Source organism: Glaciibacter kafniensis (assembly GCF_039538945.1).
Taxonomy (GTDB): domain Bacteria; phylum Actinomycetota; class Actinomycetes; order Actinomycetales; family Microbacteriaceae; genus Cryobacterium; species Cryobacterium kafniensis.
Map to the genome: position 1 here is coordinate 803,778 of NZ_BAABCN010000002.1, position 18,831 is coordinate 822,608.

The following is an 18,831-nucleotide window of genomic DNA, read 5'->3' on the forward strand; positions in this document are numbered from 1 at the left end:
AGCGAGCGAACGATGTCAGATGCTCTGAGCTACCGGCCGAAGACCGGCGAGATTCCCACTACCCCGGGTGTTTATCGGTTTCGCGACGAAACCGGTCGCGTGCTGTACGTCGGTAAAGCGAAGAACCTGCGCGCCCGGCTCAGCAACTATTTTGCTCCGCTCACGAGCCTGCATGAGCGCACCCGGCGGATGGTGACGACGGCGAGCAGCGTCGAGTGGACCGTCGTCGGCACCGAGACAGAGGCGCTGCAGCTCGAATGGTTCTGGATCAACGAGTTCGATCCGCCGTTCAACGTGCAATTCAAAGACGACAAGAGCTACCCCTACCTGGCGGTGACGCTCGCCGATGAGGCACCACGGGCACTCGTCACCCGCACCACCGGCATCAAGGGAGCCCGCTATTTCGGGCCGTACCCGAAGGTCTGGGCGGTGCACGAAACCATCGACCTGATGCTCAAGGCGTTTCCGATCCGCACCTGCAACGCCGCCAATTACAAACGCGCGATGCAGAGCGGCAAGCCGTGTTTCGCCAGCCAGATCGGCCGCTGTTTCGGCCCCTGCTCGCAGAAGGTCACCTCTGAGGAGCATCGCGCCGTCGTCAACGACTTCGTCAGCTTCATGACCAGTCAAGACCGCAAACTGATCAATTCGTTGACCGCTGAGATGAAGCAGGCGGCAGCCGAGCAGAACTATGAACTCGCCGCGAAGCGCCGTGACCAGGCTCTCGCCCTTGAGGCGGTACTGGAGAAGAGCGCCGTGGTGCTGCGGGACAGCGTCGACATCGACCTGTTCGGTATCGAGCAGGACGAGCTCGCGGCGGCGGTTCAGCAGTTCATCGTGCGTGGCGGGCGCATCCGCGGTGTGCGTGGCTGGATGGTCGACAAAGAACTCGATGTCTCGACCGGCGAACTCATTGACTCGATCATGCAGACCGTGTACAACGCTGACAATCCACCTCCGCGCGAGATCGTCGTTCCTGAGCTGCCCGACGACGCCGAGGCGCTCGACGAATGGCTCGCCCAGATCTCGAATCGCAAGGTGAAGCTCGTCGCGGCCCAGCGCGGTGAGAAGGCCGCCTTGCTGGCGACGGCAACGCAGAACGCCAAGCAATCGCTGATCCTGTACAAGTCGCGTCGCAGCTCAGACTTCGTGGCCAGGTCGAAGGCCCTCGAGGATATCCAGGAGGCGCTGGGCATGACCGATGCCCCGCTGCGAATGGAATGCTACGACGTCTCCCACCTCGGCGGCACGAATATCGTCGCGTCGATGGTCGTCTTCGAAGATGGTCTTCCGCGCAAAGACGAGTACCGGCGGTTCACCATTCCGGAGTCGACCGACGACACCGACTCGCTCTACCGCACCCTGACGCGCCGGCTGGCGTATCTCTCGCCGGCAGCGGATGCAGCAGCAGCCGAGGCGGAAGGGACGCCTGGGGAGGAGTCTGCCGCGACGAAGCGCAAGAAGTTTCGCTACCGCCCCAATCTGCTCATCGTCGACGGCGGGCAGCCCCAGGTCGCTGCCGCCGCCCGCGCGCTCGAGGAATCGGGCGTCACCGGCATACAACTGTGCGGCATCGCGAAACGGCTCGAAGAAATCTGGCTTCCCGACTCGGACTATCCGGTGATTCTGCCGCGCAACAGCGACGCCCTGTTCCTGATCCAACGCATCAGAGACGAGGCCCACCGTTTCGCCATCACCCATCAACGCGCCAGACGCAAGCGCGACATTGGCTCCGTGCTCGGCGAGGTTCCGGGTCTGGGGCCGGCCAGAGTCAAGGTGTTGCTTCGGCACTTCGGGTCGGTTGCCAGACTGAAAGAAGCTTCGGTCGAGGAGATTTCCGACGTGCACGGGATCGGGCCGGCCCTGGCCGCGACGATTCACCAGCATTTACGCGCCTGATCAGGCAGGCGGTCGGTAGGCTGAGGGGACAGACTTCCCCTCGAACGAAGGCGTAATCCACGATGACAACGGAGAACGAACAGCAGGAGATGCTGATCGTCACTGGAATGTCCGGCGCAGGTCGTTCGACCGTCGCCAACGCGCTCGAAGATCTTGGCTGGTACGTCGTCGACAATCTGCCCCCGCAGATGCTGCGACCGCTGGTCGAGCTGGTGTCTCGGGCCGGCACGAATCTGCCGAAGATCGCAGCCGTCGTCGACATCCGTGGCCGTGATTTTTTCAGCGATTTTCAGGAGATTGTGCAGTCGCTGCGCAACAGCAGCCAAGTCAGGGTGATTTTTCTCGAAGCGCGCGACGACATTCTGGTTCGCCGGTTCGAATCGGTCAGGCGCCCCCACCCGTTGCAGGGCGAGGGCACGCTGCTCGACGGGATCGCCGCGGAACGCGCACGCCTGAAGGCGGTGCGCGAGTCGAGTGACAGTGTCATCGACACGTCGGATCTGAACATCCACCAGCTGGCCACGACCATCACCGAGCGCTTCGCTGATGAAAACACCGCCGGTGTGCAGGTTACAATTATGAGCTTCGGTTTCAAGTACGGGTTGCCAACGGATGTTGACCTTGTCGCCGATGCCCGCTTCCTTCCGAACCCGTTTTGGGTACCAGAGCTCCGTTCACACAATGGACTGGATGCGCAGGTGCGTGAATTCGTACTGGCTCAAACCGGTGCACGCGAATTCATCGACCTCTATGCGGCAGCACTGGAGCCGGTCTTGGCCGGCTATCAGCGCGAAAACAAGCGACATGCAACCATCTCGATCGGGTGCACGGGCGGAAAACACCGCTCGGTCGCGATTGCCATTGAAATCGCATCCTTGATTTCTCAGTTTCCCGGCGTTGCGGTCAGCATCAAGCACCGCGACCTGGGGCGCGAATAACTACGGCCGCTGTACACCACAGAAGTCGGCCAGAACAACAGAATGGAAATACGATTGGCACTCACCGCCGACGTTAAAGACGAACTCACCCGCGTCGAGGTTTCGAAGACCTCCGTGCGGGCCGCAGAGCTGGCGACGATTCTTCGTTTCGCCGGCGGGCTGCACCTGATCTCGGGTCGCATTGCAATTGAGTCCGAACTTGACACCCCGCTGCTTGCCCGTCGGGTGCGCAAAGACCTGGCCGAACTCTACGGCGTGCGCAGCACGGCCACCGTGATCCCCGCGTCCGGACTGCGTCGTACCAACCACTACCTCGTGCGTGTGCTCGAAGGCGGCGAAACTCTCGCCCGCCAGACCGGCCTGCTCGACGCCCGTCGTCGGCCGATTCGTGGTCTGCCGAACCGCCTGACCACCGGATCCAAAGAAGAAGTCGCGGCCATCTGGCGCGGCGCGTTCCTGGCTCAGGGCACCCTGACCGACCCCGGTCGTTCGGCAGCCCTCGAGATCACCTGCCCTGGCAACGAAGCGGCCATGGCCCTCGTCGGTGCGGCAGGACGCCTCGGTGTGGCCGCCAAGGCCCGTGAGGTGCGCGGCATCCACCGCGTCGTCATCCGCGACGGCGATGCGATCGGCGCCATGCTGATCCAGATGGGCGCGGCAAACACCGTGCTCAACTGGGAAGAACTGCGCCAGCGCCGCGAAGTGCGCGCCACGGCCAACCGTTTGGTCAACTTCGACGACGCCAACCTGCGCCGTTCGGCTCAGGCCGCTGTCGCTGCCTGTGCCCGCGTTGATCGCGCCATGGAGATCCTCGGCGACGACATCCCGAAGCACCTCAGGTATGCCGGTGAACTGCGTCTCAAGTTCCGCGACTCGAGCCTCGACGAGCTCGGCCACCACGCTGAGCCACCGATGACCAAGGATGCCGTCGCCGGACGCATCCGTCGTCTGCTTGCGATGGCTGACAAAAAGGCGGTCGACTTGAACATCCCGGGCACCGACGCCAACCTTCCTGCCGACCTCGACGACGTCTAAATCGTCAATCGAGGAATCGATTGAGTGTGTCCCCGGTTGACCCGAGTGACACTTTTCGATCTGACTAGACTGAAAATGTCGTTCACAACGCTGGTGAGCGCGCTCGATGACCGAGCCTGCCGACCGGCAACTCACAGAGGAGAAAAGAATGCCCGAATACACTCTGCCCGCCCTGCCCTATGACTACTCGGCGCTGGAACCGAGCATCAGCGGGGCCATCATGGAGCTGCACCACAGCAAGCACCACCAGGCGTATGTGACGGGTGCGAACACCGCCCTGGCACAGCTGGCCGAAGCCCGCGATTCCGGCAATCTCGCCAACGTCAACAAGCTGCAGAAAGACCTGGCATTCAACCTCGGCGGCCATGTCAATCACTCAATCTTCTGGACCAACATGTCCCCGAACGGTGGCGACAAGCCCACCGGTGAACTCGCCTCGGCAATTGACGACTTTTTCGGGTCATTCGACAAGTTCCAGGCTCACTTCGCGGCCACCGCGCTGGGCGTTCAGGGATCCGGCTGGGCAGTTCTCGCCTGGGACTCCATCGGGCAGCAGCTGATCGTTCAGCAGTTCTTCGACCAGCAGGCCAACTTCGCTGCCGGCACTGTTCCCGTGCTCATGCTCGACGTCTGGGAGCACGCCTACTACCTCGACTACCGCAACGTGCGTGCCGACTACGTCAAGGCGTTCTGGAACATCGTCGACTGGTCAAACGTGCAGCAGCGCTTCGAAACCGCGCGCGAGAAGACCAACGGCCTGCTGCTACTGTCATAGCGTGATGGTGTCCCGTGGACCCATCCACGGGACACCGGCGTCCGTTCTTGTTCACCACCCAACGCGCCTCAGGCGCCCTCAGTAACAGGAGTTATCTGTGTCTGTAAAGATCGGTATCAATGGATTCGGCCGCATCGGTCGTAATTTCTTCCGAGCAGCGCTTGCCAAGGGCAGCGAGCTCGAAATCGTCGCGGTCAATGACCTCACCGACCCGAAGACGCTTGCTCACCTCCTGAAGTACGACACGATCACCGGTCGTCTCGACGCAACGGTTGAGCTCGACGGTGACACCATCGTCGTCAACGGCCACCGCATCAAGGTGCTCGCCGACCGCGACCCCGCCAACCTCCCCTGGGGTGAGCTGGGCGTTGACATCGTCATCGAGTCGACTGGCTTCTTCACCAAGGCAGAACTGGCCCGCAAGCACATCGCTGCCGGCGCCAAGAAGGTTCTCGTCTCGGCTCCCGCCACCGGCGACAACGTTGCAACCATCGTCCTCGGTGTTAACGAGGATGTCTACGATGCAGCGATCCACGACGTCATCTCCAACGCTTCCTGCACCACGAACTGCCTGGCCCCTCTGGCCAAGGTCTTCATGGACAACTTCGGCATCGAGCGTGGCCTGATGACCACGGTTCACGCCTACACCGCAGACCAGAACCTGCAGGACGGCCCGCACAGCGACCTGCGCCGTGCCCGCGCTGCCGCCGCGAACATCATCCCCACCTCGACCGGTGCAGCCAAGGCCCTCGGCCTGGTCATCCCCGCGCTCATCGGCAAGCTTGACGGCTACGCCCTGCGCGTTCCGGTTCCGACCGGCTCGATCACCGACCTGACCGTCACGGCCTCGCGCCCGGTCACCGTCGAAGAGGTCAACGCGGCTTACAAGGCTGCAGCTGAGGGCCCCCTCAAGGGCATCCTCAAGTACACCGAAGACCCGATCGTGTCGAGCGATATCGTCGGCGACCCGCACTCCTCGATCTTCGACGCCGGCCTCACCAAGGTGATCGGCGACCAGGTCAAGGTTGCTTCGTGGTACGACAACGAGTGGGGCTACTCCAACCGTCTCGTCGACCTGACCGAGTTCGTCGCAGAGAGCCTGTAGGGGAAGAGCAGTGACGCTTCGCACCATTGAATCGCTCGGGTCGCTTCGCGGCAAGCGTGTCATCGTCCGCTGTGACCTGAATGTACCGTTGGACGATGGGCGGATTACCGACGACGGTCGTGTGCGGGCGTCACTGCCCACTCTCAGCGCGCTTCTCGCCGAGGGCGCCCGTGTGGTGGTTGTTTCCCACCTCGGGCGCCCCGACGGGGAGCCGAACCCGAAGTACAGCCTGGCCCCGGTTGCAGCACGCCTCGGCGAGCTCATCGGGCGCCCGGTTGCCTTCGCGACTGACACGGTCGGCGCATCCGCCACGGATGCCGTCGCAGCGTTGGCCGACGGAGAAATCGTCGTTCTCGAGAACCTGCGTTTCAACGCGGGGGAGACCAGCAAGGTCGACAGCGAGCGTGGCGCGTTCGCCGCGCAGCTGGCCGAGTTGGGCGACGCACTCGTCTCCGACGGCTTCGGCGTCGTTCACCGCAAACAGGCGAGCGTCTACGACCTCGCCCAGATTCTTCCGAGCGCTGCCGGTCTTCTGATCGCTGCAGAGCTCGATGTGCTCGATCGCCTCACCGCGAACCCGGAGGCGCCGTACACCGTTGTCTTGGGCGGCTCCAAAGTCTCCGACAAGCTCGGCGTGATCGGCCACCTGCTCCCGCGGGTGAATTCCCTGCTCATCGGCGGCGGAATGCTGTTCACCTTTCTCGCTGCACAGGGCCACAAGGTCGGTTCCAGCCTGCTCGAAGCCGACCAGCTCGACACCGTGCGCGGCTACCTGGCTGAGGCAGAACGTCTCGGTGTGAAGATCGTGCTGCCGACGGATGTCGTCGTGGCATCGAAGTTCGGTGCTGACGCCGAGATCGCCGTCACTGCCGCCGACTCCATCGAAGAGACCCCGTTCGGCGTGTCAGGACTCGGCCTCGACATCGGGCCAGACACTGCGCAGGCGTTCGCCGCAATCATTCGTGAGTCGAAGACGGTGTTCTGGAACGGCCCGATGGGCGTGTTCGAGCTGGCTCCGTTTGCAGAGGGCACACGTGCCGTCGCCGCGGCTCTCACCGAGGTCGACGGCCTCAGCGTTGTCGGCGGTGGCGATTCAGCCGCAGCCGTGCGTATTCTCGGTTTCAACGACGACCAATTCGGTCACATTTCAACAGGCGGTGGCGCCAGTCTCGAGTTCCTCGAGGGTAAGCGACTGCCAGGACTGGAGGTCCTCGGATGGGCGTAACCATCAACCCACGTCGCACCCCGCTGATGGCGGGCAACTGGAAGATGAACCTTGACCATCTTCAGGCGATCGCTTTCGTGCAGAAACTGGCCTGGAGCCTGAAAGACGCGAACCACGATTTCGCGACCGTCGAGGTTGCGGTTTTTCCGCCGTTCACCGACCTGCGTTCGGTGCAGACACTGATTTCAGCTGACAAGCTTCCGTTGACCTTCGGTGCACAGGATGTCTCGATGCATGAGTCAGGCGCCTACACCGGTGAGGTTTCAGCCGCGTTCCTGGCCCAGCTCGAATGCCAGTACGTGCTGATCGGCCACTCAGAACGTCGCACCCTGCACAACGAGACTGATGATGTTGTCTCCGCCAAGGTGACTGCGGCCCTCGGCCACAACCTGGTTCCGGTCATCTGCGTCGGCGAAACCGCCGAAGACCTCGCCGAGCACGGCCCGAGCGCTGTGCCGGTGGCCCAGTTGCGCGCGGCTCTAGCCGGTGTGTCCAACGCGGCAGATTTCGTTGTCGCCTACGAGCCGGTCTGGGCCATCGGCTCCGGACAGGCTGCCACCCCGGAACAGGCAGAGCAGGTCGCTGCGGCACTGCGCGCTCTGATTCAGGAACTGCTCGGCGACGACGTTGCCGGCAAGACCCGCATCCTCTACGGCGGTTCAGTGAAGGCGGCAAACATTGCCGGTTTCATGCGTGAGCCGAACGTTGATGGAGCACTCATCGGTGGCGCCAGCCTCGACATCCCCGAGTTCTCGAGCATCGTGCGTTACCAGAAGCACGTCGGTTTGTAGTAAAAAGGCCCGTGTCGGCCGGCGATTGCCGGCCCGCACGGGCCTTTCGGTGCCCGCCGACCAACGCTTTGTTCGACGAGTCCGTGCGGGTCGTTCCCGGTCGGGGACGACCGTCAGGCTATAATTGCCAGTGGCCCTGGTGGTGCCCCCATGCCCACCGCTTTGTGAAAGGTTTCGCGTGGAGATTCTCCAGGTTGTGTTGCAGGTTCTGCTCGGTATTACGAGCCTCCTGCTCACCATGCTTATTTTGTTGCACAAGGGCCGCGGTGGCGGCCTGTCAGACATGTTCGGAGGCGGCGTGACATCAGGCCTCGGTTCATCGGGAGTTGCCGAGCGCAACCTCAACCGTTTCACCGTTGTGTTGGGTCTGCTCTGGATCTCGACGATCGTCGTGCTTGGTCTGATCACCAAGTTCGACACCGGCGCCTGACGCCCAACACACACTTAGATTTCTAGCAGAGGAACACAATGGCATCTGGTGGTAGCGCAATTCGCGGCTCCCGTGTTGGAGCTGGCCCCATGGGCGAGCAGGACCGTGGCTTCCACGCGGACCGCATCAAGGTCTCCTACTGGGACGCCCTCGGCAACGAGACGGTCCGCTACTTCGCGGCGAACCTGCCCGATGAAGAGATCCCCGAGACGATCGACTGCCCGACCTCCGGCTTGCCGGCTGGTCGCGACAAGGAGAACCCTCCGTCGGTCGCCAAGCTTGAGCCTTACAAGACGCACCTCGCCTACGTGAAGGAGCGCCGCACTGAAGAAGAAGCCGAGTCGCTTCTCGAAGAGGCGCTCGTGCAGCTGCGCATCCGTCGCGGAAAGCTCACGGCAACGAACTAGAGTTGAAGAACTCAAAGTAAAAAACTGTGGCCCAGCTGATTTTCATCAGCTGGGCCACAGTTTTGTTAACCGTGCCGTTTTGACTAGTAGCTGGGTGCGATCAGGTTCGACGGAACCTCTGCCGCCGCGGCTCCATCGACAAAGAACACCGTGCGTCGGCGGCCCTTGATTCCGGCCACCGGAACCTCGTCGCGGCTCGCACCGGCCAAGGCCAGCCCGAGGGCTGACGCCTTGTCAGCGCCCGCCAACACCAGCCAGACGCGATCCGACGAGTTCAGCGCCGGACGGGTCAGGCTGAGGCGCTCCGGCGGAGGCTTGGGGGAGTTCGTGACCGCGACCACTGACAGTTCGGTCTCACGGATGCCGCTGAGGTGCGGGAACAGCGAGGCGATGTGTCCGTCAGCACCGACGCCGAGAAATGTGATGTCGAAACGCGGGAACGCAGCACCAGACGGTGCTGCCTCGACCAACTCAGCGGCGTAGGCGAGTGCGGCATCCTCCAACGTGATCCCGTCGTCTGATGCGGCGAAGGGATGTACGTTCTCAGCGGGAACGGCGATGTGGTCGAGCAACGCGGCGCGTGCCTGCAACTCATTCCGTTCGGAATCGTTGCGAGGAAGCCAGCGCTCGTCGCCCCACCAGAAGCTCACCTTTGACCAGTCGACGCTGTCGCGCGCCGAGGAGGCATTGATGGCCTCGAGCACGGCGATGCCGACCGAACCGCCGGTCAAGACAACGTGTGCCTCGCCGAGGTCATCGAGGATGTCAACGGTCTTCGTGATGAACCGTGCGGCGACAGAGCCGGCAAGCGCCAGCTTGTCCGAGTGCACCAATACACGTCGTTCGTTTGTCACAGTCATACTCCGGCCTGTTGTGCGACGGCGTCGGCGAGGTGCGGCAAACCGTGCGTGATGACTTCACCATACAGTTCATCGGGGTCGAGCCGGCGGAGTTCGTCGGAGAGACAGTCGCGAAGGCTCCGACGTTTGAGCGTCAGATCCTGAGTCGGCTGACCTGGCTGAGCGAGAGTGGCCACATCCGGAACCTCGCGCTGCAGAGAAATGACTCCCGATGCGCGGGTGAAGTGCACCCCGTGGATGCCGTTCGCCAGGGGGCCGGTGGTCAGCTCGTAGTCGACCGGAACCTTCAACTGCATCTGCAGCCAGGCGGCGAGCAGCGCGGTCGAGGGGGAGTCGGCCGCCCCGGTCACCTCGACGGCGGTGATTGATTCGTAGGGCGGCTGGTCGAGCACCGCGGCCAGCTGGGCGCGCCACAGCGTCAACCGGGTCCAGGCGAAGTCGGTGTCGCCCGGGCGGTAGGTAGTGCAGAGGCGGTGAAGCGCCGCCTGAGGGTCGGACTGCGCCGACGCATCAGTGATGCGGCGGTAGGCAATACGGCCGAGCGGTGACTCCGCCGGAATGATGGGTGCGTCGCCCGGCCACCAGGTGACAACGGGAGCGTCGGGGAGCAGCAGCCCGGTCACCAGGCTCTCCGGGTCGGCTCCTGCTTCGCCATAGACGCGCAGCACGATGACCTCACTGGCGCCGGCGTCGCCGCCGACGCGAATCTCAGCGTCGACCCGTGCTTCGGCATCCGGGTCCGGACGATCGACTGCAGCAGTCGAAACAACGATGACCCGCATCGGATGCTCACGGGATGCGTCGTTCGCCGCTTCAATCGCGACTTCTTCGTGTCCGTGCGTCGATGCGATGATCAGGGTCAACACGCGCCCGAGGGCGACAGCGCCACCCTCTTCACGAATACGGACCAGGGCCTTCGAGATCTTCGAGGTCGTGGTGTCAGGCAGATCGACGATCATGGACGCCTCCAGGTGCGGCCGTCGCGGGCCATCAGTTCATCAGCGGAATCGGGGCCCCAGGTGCCGGGGCGGTACTGCTCCGGCTGGCCTTGGTTCGCCCAGTACTCCTCGATCGGGTCGAGGATCTTCCACGAAAGTTCGACTTCTTCGTGGCGGGGGAACAGCGGCGGGTCGCCGAGGAGCACGTCGAGGATGAGTCGCTCGTAGGCTTCGGGGCTGGCCTCGGTGAATGCGTGGCCGTAGCCGAAGTCCATCGTCACATCGCGCACCTGCATGCCGACGCCCGGAACCTTCGAGCCGAACCTGATGGTGACTCCCTCGTCGGGCTGCACGCGGATGACGAGGGCGTTCTGACCGAGTTCGGCGGTCTGGCTCGCGGCGAAAAGGTACTGCGGTGCACGCTTGAACACGACGGCGATTTCGGTGACGCGGCGCCCCAGGCGCTTGCCGGCACGCAGGTAGAACGGCACACCCGACCAGCGACGAGTATCGATCTCGAGGCGGAGTGCTGCGTAGGTCTCGGTGAGAGACTCCGGGTTCATGCCGTCTTCCTCGAGGAAACCGAGCACTTTTTTGCCACCCTGCCAACCGCCGCCATACTGGCCGCGCGCGGTTCCGGTGCCCAGATCGTCGGGGAGACGCACCGAGGCGAGGATCTTTTCTTTCTCGGTGCGGAGATCTGCGGCGTCAAAGGAGATCGGCTCCTCCATGGCGGTGAGCGCCAAGAGCTGCAGCAGGTGGTTTTGGATGACGTCGCGTGCGGCGCCGATTCCGTCGTAGTAGCCGGCACGGCCGCCCACTCCGATGTCTTCGGCCATCGTGATCTGCACGTGGTCGACATGGTTGGCGTTCCACAGCGGTTCAAACATCTGGTTGGCAAAGCGCAACGCCAAGATGTTCTGCACCGTCTCTTTGCCGAGATAGTGGTCGATGCGAAAGACGGAGTCGGGCGGGAAGACCGATTCGACAACCGCGTTCAGCTCGCGAGCCGTTTTCAGGTCGCTGCCGAACGGCTTCTCAATGACGACGCGGCGCCACTGGCCTTCCTTCTGGTCGGCGAGCCCCGATCGACGGAGCTGTTCCGTCACCTGTGGGAACGCCTTCGGCGGGATCGAGAGGTAGAACGCATGGTTGCCCATGGTTCCACGCTCTCGATCCAGCTCGTCAATCGTCTCTTTGAGCCGTTCAAAGGCTGCATCGTCGTCGAATGTTCCCGACACGAATCTGATGCCCTCGGCCAGCTGCGCCCAGACATCCTCGTGGAAATCGGTGCGCGCGTGCTCCTTGACGGCGTCGTAGACAACCTTCATGAAGTCCTGGTCATCCCAGTCGCGCCGGGCAAACCCGACAAGCGCGAAGCCGGGAGGCAACAGGCCACGATTTGCGAGGTCGTAGACGGCGGGCATGAGTTTCTTACGCGAGAGGTCACCGGTCACGCCAAAGATGACGAGACTCGACGGTCCGGCTATCCGATTAAGGCGATAGTCAGACGGCGAACGCAGCGGGTTGAACTCCGGGGTGATTTCCACCGGGGACATGCAGCTCCTTTGAAAAGCTTTGAAGAGACGTGTTGTGCAGCTAGCGCAGCGCGTCGAACAGTGTGGTGAGGTTCGACGCCGGCTGGGTCAGCGTGAGGGTCAATACCGGACGACCATGCTCGGCGAGCACGCTCGCGTCACCACTGGCCTGGGCCTGGATGAGTTCACCGAAGGTGAACGGGCGGCCGGGAATGTCGAGATCTTCGGCCGGAGTTGCCAAGATCTGCAGGAACACACCGGTGGCGGGCCCACCCTTGTGGAACTGTCCGGTGGAGTGCAGGAATCGCGGTCCCCAGCCGAAGGTGACCGGGCGGTGGGAGAGCGAAGCCAACAGATCCCGCACCTGCACCAATTCAGGCAGTGCGAGTCGGTCGACGTACGCCTGTACCGCAACGTAGCCGTCTGGCCCGAGCTCTTCGAGCAGAGCGTCGACCGCTGAAGCCAGGTCGCTTGCCGCGCCGATGACGTGCGGGGTGCCCCGCACCTCGATGCCGTCAGAGATGAAGGCGGCGGGTTCGGGTTCCGGGCGGGAATCGAGAAGACCGCGTGTCGCGATCTTCGCCGACTCGACGTCTGGCTGGTCGAACGGGTTGATCTGAAGCAGACGACCCGCGACGACGGTCGCGTACTCCCAGACCAGGAACTGGGCTCCGAGAGTTCCGCTGACGCGAATCTCACCCGAGCTGTCGTGTGCGGGGAAGATCTCGAGCCCGGCGTCGTCGACAACACGCACGACCTGAACATCGGCCAAGTTCTCGGCGAGTTCGGGTGCATCGGTGTCGAGAACGACGGGGAGAATTCCGGTGCCCAGCTTGCCTGTCGATTCGGCAATGAGCTGCTCGACCCAGTCAGCGAACCCCACGATGTGGGTGCCGTCTGCGACGATTGCCAACTTGTCCCGGCGGGGCGAGGTGGCAGCGATTGCCGCACCGAGCACGAGGCCGGGGTTCTCGGCCGAATCGATGGCCAACGCCAGGGAGATCGACTCCGCCTCGTCAAGAAGCTCAGCGATGTCGACGCCGGCCAGACCGGACGGCACGAGACCGAAAGCGGTCAATGCCGAGTAGCGTCCGCCGACCGTCGGGTCGGCGTTGAAGACGCGGTAGCCGGCTTCGGTGGCGGATGCCTCGAGCGGCGAACCCGGATCGGTCACGACGATGATCCGTTCAGCCGGATCGATTCCTGCCGCGACGAAGGCACGCTCGAACACGCGACGCTGGCTGTCGGTTTCGACAGTTGAGCCCGACTTCGACGAGACCACGAGAGCCGTCGACTCAAGTCGGTCGCTCAGCGCGGCCAGAACCTGGCCGGGGTCGGTCGAATCCAGAACCGTCAATTCGACGCCTGCGGTGCGCGTGATGACCTCAGGAGCGAGTGAAGACCCACCCATGCCCGCGAGGGCGATGTGCGTCACGCCCTTCTCGAGGAGGCTCTCACGCAGTGCGAGAATCTCGGGTACGAGGGGGCGTGAGATTGCCACAGACTCGGTCCAGCCGAGTCGCTTGCTCGCTTCGTCTTCCGCCGCTGCACCCCAGAGAGCGGGGTCGAGCGCGGTGATGCTGGAGGCGACGAGATCGTCGACCAGCACGGGCACTGCGGTGCGGACAGCGTCAGCTGCCGCACCGCTTACCGAGATGCGAAAACTCAACGCTACGCCGAGACCTTGGCGGCTGCGAGAGCGTTGGTCACGGTCACCAGCAGTTCATCCCACGAAACGATGAACTTGGAGACGCCTTCTTCTTCAAGAACGCGGGTGACGTCGTCGTAGGAGACGCCGAGGGCTGCCAGCTCGTCGAGGACGGCATTCGCTGCCTCGTAGGAACCGGTCACCGAGTCGGCCGGGATGACGCCGTGGTCAAACGTCGCCTCCATGGTCTTCTCCGGCATGGTGTTGACTACCTCGGGAGCGACGAGGTTCGTCACGTAGAGGGTGTCGGGCAGCGACAGGTCCTTGACACCGGTCGACGCCCACAGCGGACGCTGCTTGTTGGCTCCGGCGGCGAGAAGGCCGGTGGCCCGCTCGCTGGCGAAAGCCTGCTCGTAGACCTGGTAGGCCAGCTGGGCGTTGGCAACGCCGGCCTTGCTCTTCAACGCGAGTGCGGCATCCGTGCCGATGACCTCGAGGCGGTTGTTGATCTCGGTGTCGACACGCGACACGAAGAACGAGGCAACCGAGTGGATGGTCGACAGGTCGATGCCTGCTGCCTTGGCCTTCTCGAGACCGGACAGGTAGGCGTTGATGACCTGACGGTGACGCTCCAGGCTGAAGATCAACGTGACGTTGACGCTGATGCCGAGCGCGATGGTCTCGGTGATCGCCTCGAGGCCGGCGATGGTCGCCGGAATCTTGATCATGGCGTTCACCTTGTCGACCTTGGCCCAGAGCTGCTGCGCCTGCGCGATGGTGCCGGCTGCGTCGTTGGCAAGACCGGGCTCGACCTCGATCGAGACACGGCCGTCAACGCCGTTGGAGCGATCGTAGACCGGGCGGAAGATGTCGCAGGCGGCTGCCACATCGTCGGTGGTGATCTCGAAGACTGCGTCGTGAACGCTGGTGCCGCTGGCGGCGAGTTCGGCGACCTGCTCGCTGTACGAGGTGCCGTTGGCGAGGGCGTTGGCGAAGATCGTCGGGTTGGTGGTGACACCGACGACGTTCTTCTCTTCGATCAGCTTCTGCAGGCCGCCCGAAACGATGCGGTCACGCGAGAGGTCGTCGAGCCAGATGCTGACGCCGGCAGCCGAGAGCTGGGCGAGGGGAGTGGTTTCAGTCATGATGTGTTTCTCCTTCAATTGCTGCGCCGTGTTCGAGCGCGAACGGTGAGCTGCGCTCAGTGGGCGGCGAGTGAGTCCTTGGCTGCGGCAACAACGGCCTCAGTCGTGATTCCGAATTCGCGGAACAGGGTCTTGTAGTCGGCCGACGCACCGAAGTGTTCGATCGAAACGCTGCGACCCTTGTCACCGACGTAGCTATTCCATGTCAACGCAATTCCGGCCTCAACCGATACCCGAGCGGTGATCGCTGCCGGCAGAACCGACTCGCGGTACTCGTCCGACTGCTCTTCGAACCACTCGAGGCTCGGGGCAGAGACGACGCGGGCGTTGATGCCGTCGGCCTTCAACGCCTCACGGGCGTCGACGGCGAGCTGAACCTCGGAGCCCGTCGCGATGAGGATGACGTCTGGAGTACCGTTTGCGGCCTCGGCGAGCACGTAGGCGCCCTTCGAGGTGTTCTGGGCGGAGGCGAAGACGTCGCCGACGGCGTCGCCCTCTCCACGCTCGAACACCGGAATGTTCTGACGCGTCAGAGCGATGCCGGCCGGGCCATTGCGTCGCTCGAGGATCGTCTTCCAGGCCCAGGCGGTCTCGTTGGCGTCGCCGGGGCGCACCACGTCGAGTCCGGGGATGGCGCGGAGCGTCGCAAGCTGTTCGATCGGCTGGTGGGTCGGTCCGTCTTCACCGAGGGCGACGGAGTCGTGGGTCCAGACGAAGATCGACGGCACCTTCATCAACGCGGCGAGACGCACTGCCGGGCGCATGTAGTCGCTGAAGATCAGGAAGGTTCCGCCGAAGGCACGCGTGTTGCCGTGCAGGGCAATTCCGTTCAGGATGGCGCCCATCGCGTGTTCGCGGATGCCGAAGTGGAGCACGCGGCCGTAAGGGTTGCCGGTCCACTCGTGAGTGGAGTGCTCGCTCGGAATGAACGACGCGCCACCGGCGATCGTGGTGTTGTTCGACTCGGCGAGGTCGGCTGAGCCGCCCCACAGCTCGGGGATGACCGGTCCGAGTGCGTTGAGCACCTTGCCGGACGCAGCACGGGTGGACACCTCAGTACCGCCGGCGAAGACCGGCAGGGCCTCATCGACACCATCGGGCAGTTCGCCAGAGAGAACGCGGTCGAGCAGAACCTTGCGGTCGGGGTTCGCCGTGGCCCACGCGTCAAACGCCACATTCCACTCGGCGTGCTCTGCGGCGCCGCGCTCGAGCGCGAGACGGGTGTGCGCGAGCACCTCGTCGGCCACCTCGAAGTTCTTCTCAGGGTCGAAGCCGAGAACTTCCTTGACCGCGGCGAGTTCATCTGCACCGAGCGCCGAACCGTGGATCTTGCCGGTGTTCTGCTTCTTCGGGCTCGGCCATCCGATGATGGTCTTCAGGATGATGAGCGACGGCTTGTCGGTCACGGCCTTGGCCGCTTCGATGGCGTCGTTGAGCTCGGCGACATCTTCGATGTACTCGCCGGTCTTCTTCCAGTCGACAACCTGCACGTGCCAGTTGTACGCCTCGTATCGGGCGTGCACGTCTTCGGTGAAAGCGATATTGGTGTCGTCTTCGATGGAGATCTGGTTGCTGTCGTAGATCGCGATCAGGTTGCCGAGCTGCTGGTGACCGGCGAGCGAGGATGCCTCGGCGGTGATGCCCTCCTGCAGGTCGCCATCGCCGGCGATGACGTACACAAAGTGGTCGAACGGGCTGGTGCCGGTTTCGGCCTCAGGGTCGAACAGTCCACGCTCGAAGCGGGAGGCGTATGCAAAGCCCACGGCGGAGGCGAGGCCCTGGCCGAGCGGTCCAGTGGTGATTTCAACACCCTTGGTGTGGCCGAACTCGGGGTGGCCGGGAGTCAAAGAGCCCCAGGTGCGCAGAGCCTTGATGTCGTCGAGCTCGAGGCCGTAGCCGCCGAAGTACAACTGCACGTACTGCGTGAGTGAGCTGTGGCCGACCGAGAGGATGAAGCGGTCGCGGCCGAGCCAGTCCATGTCGGACGGGTCGCGGCGCATGACCTTCTGGAACAGAAGATAGGCGGCGGGGGCGAGGCTCATGGCGGTGCCAGGATGCCCATTTCCAACCTTCTCAACGGCATCCGCTGCGAGAATTCGCGCCGTGTCTACTGCCTTGTCGTCAATGGAGTCCCACTGGAATGCTGCCACTTGATCTGACCCTTCTGAATGCAATGAGGGCAGGTTGACGTCAACCCGCTCCCTGAATAGAGGTGTGCGCGCCCGTTGCCGTCATTGGCGTCGCGGTGAGGCAACAGGGAGGCCGGGGCGGCTTCCAGTCGCGTGTTCACTGTGAGTTGGGGGAACTCTCTCAGTATAGAGAGGCAGGCGGCAACCGTGCAGTGAGCACGCTGCATCCTCTCTGGCAGTCCGACTCAAATGCCAATGGCCTAGAATTGGACGGATCGCAGAGCGTTAGAGGAGCAATGGACGTCGCCGTAAAGACTCGCACTGAGAGTGGACAGCGTAGCTTCCGCCGCACCCTGCAGGCGTACATCGCCCTGACCAAGCCGCGGGTGATTGAACTGCTTCTCGTGGTGACCGCTCCCACGATGATCCTGGCCGAGCGGGGCATCCCGAATCTGTGGCTCGTGCTGGCCACGCTGATCGGTGGTGCTTTGAGTGCCGGTTCCGCCGGGGCTTTCAACTGCTACATCGACCGCGACATGGACCGGGTGATGAAGCGCACCAAGGGGCGCCCCCTGGTCACCGGTGAACTCACCGACCGTCAGGCCCTCGTGTTCGCTTGGGTGCTCGGCGCTGCGTCGATCGCCTGGCTCGCAATTTTCACCAACTGGCTCGCCGCCGTACTCTCACTCGGCGCCATCTTGCTCTACGTCGTTTTCTACACTCTCATTCTGAAGCGCCGCACCGCCCAGAACATTGTCTGGGGCGGTGTTGCGGGCTGCATGCCCGTGCTGATCGGTTGGGCTGCCGTCACCGGCGACCTGTCGTGGCCGCCCTTCATCCTGTTCGCGATCATCTTCCTCTGGACACCGCCGCACTACTGGCCGCTGTCGATGAAGTACCGCGACGACTACCAGGCCGCCGGTGTGCCGATGCTCGCCGTGGTGCGCGGTCGCACCCAGGTCGGACTGCAGGTCATCCTCTACGCCTGGGCCACTGTCGCCTGCTCGCTGCTGCTCATCCCGATCGCCGACATGGGCCTGCTCTACACGTTCACGGCTCTGGTCGCGGGTGGCTGGTTTATCTACGAGACCCACCGTCTCTACAACTTCGCGATTCGCCACGAGCATGTCTCGCCGATGCGGGTCTTCCACGGCTCGATCGCGTACCTCACGCTGGTCTTTGTCGCGGTCGGCGTGGACCCCCTGTTGCCCTTCTAACGTCTCCCTGCGTCGAGTTTGACACTTCCGGTCGAGAAGCCCCGGCACAACAGGGGAGTTCGACCGCAAGTGTCAAACTCGACGGGTCAGACGGATGTCGATCGCGTCTCGGTCGGCGTGATGGATGACCATCGTTACGATTCGATCGTCGATGCGTGCGGCCATCGCAACGAAGGTCTCGGTGCTCACCGAGACCCCCGCGACGGCCAGGTTCTGTTCGGCAGGATCGACTGACGGCAGAGCCACGTGCAGGAGCGTGAGTGTTGCGGGCTCAACCGGGGCCGTTTCGATTGCGGTGCGTCGCGACCTGCCGTGATCGACCCATTGGGGTGTGCCGGGCTGGTAACGGGACTTCTGATGGTTACCGACCACGTAGTCGAGATGTTGAACCAGCGCGGCGTGCACCGGCTCATCCGGGCGACCGGTGGAGCCGATGGCATCTGTGAAGACGTAGCCGCGGAGCTCCGTGCCCAGCAGGCCTCCCGGCGACTCGCGGAACGCAAAGTCACCGCTCGGATCGGCGAGCCAATAGTGCGCCTGCGCTTCGCAGATCACCCCGTCGCGGGCGAACCAACTCCAGCCGCGTTCACGCAGGCGAGGTTGTGGCACGAATCCGAAAACGGGCGGCCCGAACTCCGCCAAGCGCGCTTCATCCTGCGGTGGTGCATCCTGGTTTGGGGCGTCGTCGCGCTGCCACATGCCCGCAGACTACTGCGATCATCCGTCTGACGCGTTGGTGCGGGGGACTCTG

At 63.6% G+C, this 18,831-nt stretch carries 17 protein-coding genes; 10 read left to right on the forward strand and 7 right to left on the reverse strand.

Features of this window, described 5'->3' with window-relative positions; all coding sequences use genetic code 11:
• The first annotated feature begins 12 nt into the window (after positions 1-12).
• The 9 genes from uvrC (at position 13) to ABD791_RS04255 (ending at position 8,605) form a co-directional block, all read left to right on the forward strand.
• The gene (gene uvrC, locus ABD791_RS04215; protein ID WP_345062574.1) at positions 13-1,899 is read left to right on the forward strand and encodes an excinuclease ABC subunit UvrC; all 1,887 of its coding nucleotides are present in this window, start codon (positions 13-15) and stop codon (positions 1,897-1,899) included.
• A 62-nt stretch (positions 1,900-1,961) separates the two neighbouring features.
• Complete coding sequence (gene rapZ, locus ABD791_RS04220; RefSeq protein WP_345062575.1) at positions 1,962-2,837, forward strand: RNase adapter RapZ; 876 nt, start codon at positions 1,962-1,964, stop codon at positions 2,835-2,837.
• A 54-nt stretch (positions 2,838-2,891) separates the two neighbouring features.
• Entirely contained in the window at positions 2,892-3,872 is a 981-nt protein-coding gene (whiA, locus tag ABD791_RS04225; protein ID WP_345064490.1) for a DNA-binding protein WhiA, read from the forward strand.
• Positions 3,873-4,020: 148 nt separating this feature from the next.
• Positions 4,021-4,647 carry a superoxide dismutase gene (locus ABD791_RS04230; RefSeq protein ID WP_345062577.1) on the forward strand — a complete coding sequence of 209 codons (627 nt, stop codon included), beginning with the start codon at positions 4,021-4,023 and terminating at the stop codon, positions 4,645-4,647.
• A 97-nt stretch (positions 4,648-4,744) separates the two neighbouring features.
• Positions 4,745-5,752, forward strand: a complete 1,008-nt coding sequence (gene gap, locus ABD791_RS04235; protein ID WP_345062579.1) for a type I glyceraldehyde-3-phosphate dehydrogenase — start codon at positions 4,745-4,747, stop codon at positions 5,750-5,752.
• A gap of 10 nt (positions 5,753-5,762) precedes the next feature.
• A complete protein-coding gene (locus tag ABD791_RS04240; protein ID WP_345062580.1) occupies positions 5,763-6,977 on the forward strand; it encodes a phosphoglycerate kinase in 1,215 nt (404 codons plus the stop codon).
• The gene (tpiA, locus tag ABD791_RS04245) at positions 6,968-7,768 is read left to right on the forward strand and encodes a triose-phosphate isomerase (RefSeq protein ID WP_345062582.1); all 801 of its coding nucleotides are present in this window, start codon (positions 6,968-6,970) and stop codon (positions 7,766-7,768) included. The genes ABD791_RS04240 and tpiA overlap by 10 nt, the downstream gene beginning before the upstream one ends.
• Before the next feature lie 178 nt (positions 7,769-7,946).
• Positions 7,947-8,198, forward strand: a complete 252-nt coding sequence (gene secG / locus ABD791_RS04250) for a preprotein translocase subunit SecG (protein WP_345062583.1) — start codon at positions 7,947-7,949, stop codon at positions 8,196-8,198.
• A gap of 38 nt (positions 8,199-8,236) precedes the next feature.
• Positions 8,237-8,605, forward strand: coding sequence for an RNA polymerase-binding protein RbpA (locus ABD791_RS04255; protein ID WP_345062584.1), 369 nt, complete (start codon positions 8,237-8,239; stop codon positions 8,603-8,605).
• 83 nt (positions 8,606-8,688) lie between these two features.
• Here ABD791_RS04255 and pgl read toward each other — a convergent pair whose 3' ends face one another.
• From pgl to tkt, 6 genes are read right to left on the reverse strand one after another with little or no spacing between them, the layout of a single operon-like run.
• Positions 8,689-9,459 carry a 6-phosphogluconolactonase gene (gene pgl, locus ABD791_RS04260; RefSeq protein WP_345064492.1) on the reverse strand — a complete coding sequence of 257 codons (771 nt, stop codon included), beginning with the start codon at positions 9,457-9,459 and terminating at the stop codon, positions 8,689-8,691.
• Between the two features lie 2 nt (positions 9,460-9,461).
• The gene (locus ABD791_RS04265; protein WP_345062586.1) at positions 9,462-10,424 is read right to left on the reverse strand and encodes a glucose-6-phosphate dehydrogenase assembly protein OpcA; all 963 of its coding nucleotides are present in this window, start codon (positions 10,422-10,424) and stop codon (positions 9,462-9,464) included.
• Positions 10,421-11,962, reverse strand: coding sequence for a glucose-6-phosphate dehydrogenase (gene zwf, locus ABD791_RS04270; protein ID WP_345062588.1), 1,542 nt, complete (start codon positions 11,960-11,962; stop codon positions 10,421-10,423). Before zwf ends, ABD791_RS04265 begins: the two co-directional genes overlap by 4 nt.
• A 40-nt stretch (positions 11,963-12,002) precedes the next feature.
• The gene (locus ABD791_RS04275) at positions 12,003-13,610 is read right to left on the reverse strand and encodes a glucose-6-phosphate isomerase (RefSeq protein ID WP_345062590.1); all 1,608 of its coding nucleotides are present in this window, start codon (positions 13,608-13,610) and stop codon (positions 12,003-12,005) included.
• A 2-nt stretch (positions 13,611-13,612) separates the two neighbouring features.
• On the reverse strand, positions 13,613-14,734 hold the full coding sequence (tal, locus tag ABD791_RS04280) for a transaldolase (protein ID WP_345062592.1): 1,122 nt from the start codon (positions 14,732-14,734) through the stop codon (positions 13,613-13,615).
• A 56-nt stretch (positions 14,735-14,790) separates the two neighbouring features.
• The gene (gene tkt / locus ABD791_RS04285) at positions 14,791-16,884 is read right to left on the reverse strand and encodes a transketolase (RefSeq protein ID WP_345062594.1); all 2,094 of its coding nucleotides are present in this window, start codon (positions 16,882-16,884) and stop codon (positions 14,791-14,793) included.
• Between the two features lie 275 nt (positions 16,885-17,159).
• Here tkt and ABD791_RS04290 point away from each other — a divergent pair, with 275 nt between their 5' ends.
• Complete coding sequence (locus ABD791_RS04290; RefSeq protein WP_345062596.1) at positions 17,160-18,080, forward strand: heme o synthase; 921 nt, start codon at positions 17,160-17,162, stop codon at positions 18,078-18,080.
• Positions 18,081-18,152: 72 nt separating this feature from the next.
• Here the strand turns inward: ABD791_RS04290 and ABD791_RS04295 are convergent, their stop codons facing one another.
• A complete protein-coding gene (locus ABD791_RS04295; RefSeq protein WP_345062598.1) occupies positions 18,153-18,779 on the reverse strand; it encodes a hypothetical protein in 627 nt (208 codons plus the stop codon).
• Positions 18,780-18,831: the final 52 nt, after the last annotated feature.

Coding starts and splice junctions, on each gene's coding strand:
- uvrC (WP_345062574.1), top strand. CDS start 13: ATGTCAGATGCTCTGAGCTACCGGCCGAAGACCGGCGAGATTCCCACT.
- rapZ (WP_345062575.1), top strand. CDS start 1,962: ATGACAACGGAGAACGAACAGCAGGAGATGCTGATCGTCACTGGAATG.
- ABD791_RS04230 (WP_345062577.1), top strand. CDS start 4,021: ATGCCCGAATACACTCTGCCCGCCCTGCCCTATGACTACTCGGCGCTG.
- tpiA (WP_345062582.1), top strand. CDS start 6,968: ATGGGCGTAACCATCAACCCACGTCGCACCCCGCTGATGGCGGGCAAC.
- ABD791_RS04255 (WP_345062584.1), top strand. CDS start 8,237: ATGGCATCTGGTGGTAGCGCAATTCGCGGCTCCCGTGTTGGAGCTGGC.
- ABD791_RS04265 (WP_345062586.1), bottom strand. CDS start 10,424: ATGATCGTCGATCTGCCTGACACCACGACCTCGAAGATCTCGAAGGCC.
- zwf (WP_345062588.1), bottom strand. CDS start 11,962: ATGTCCCCGGTGGAAATCACCCCGGAGTTCAACCCGCTGCGTTCGCCG.
- tal (WP_345062592.1), bottom strand. CDS start 14,734: ATGACTGAAACCACTCCCCTCGCCCAGCTCTCGGCTGCCGGCGTCAGC.
- ABD791_RS04290 (WP_345062596.1), top strand. CDS start 17,160: ATGGACGTCGCCGTAAAGACTCGCACTGAGAGTGGACAGCGTAGCTTC.
- ABD791_RS04295 (WP_345062598.1), bottom strand. CDS start 18,779: ATGTGGCAGCGCGACGACGCCCCAAACCAGGATGCACCACCGCAGGAT.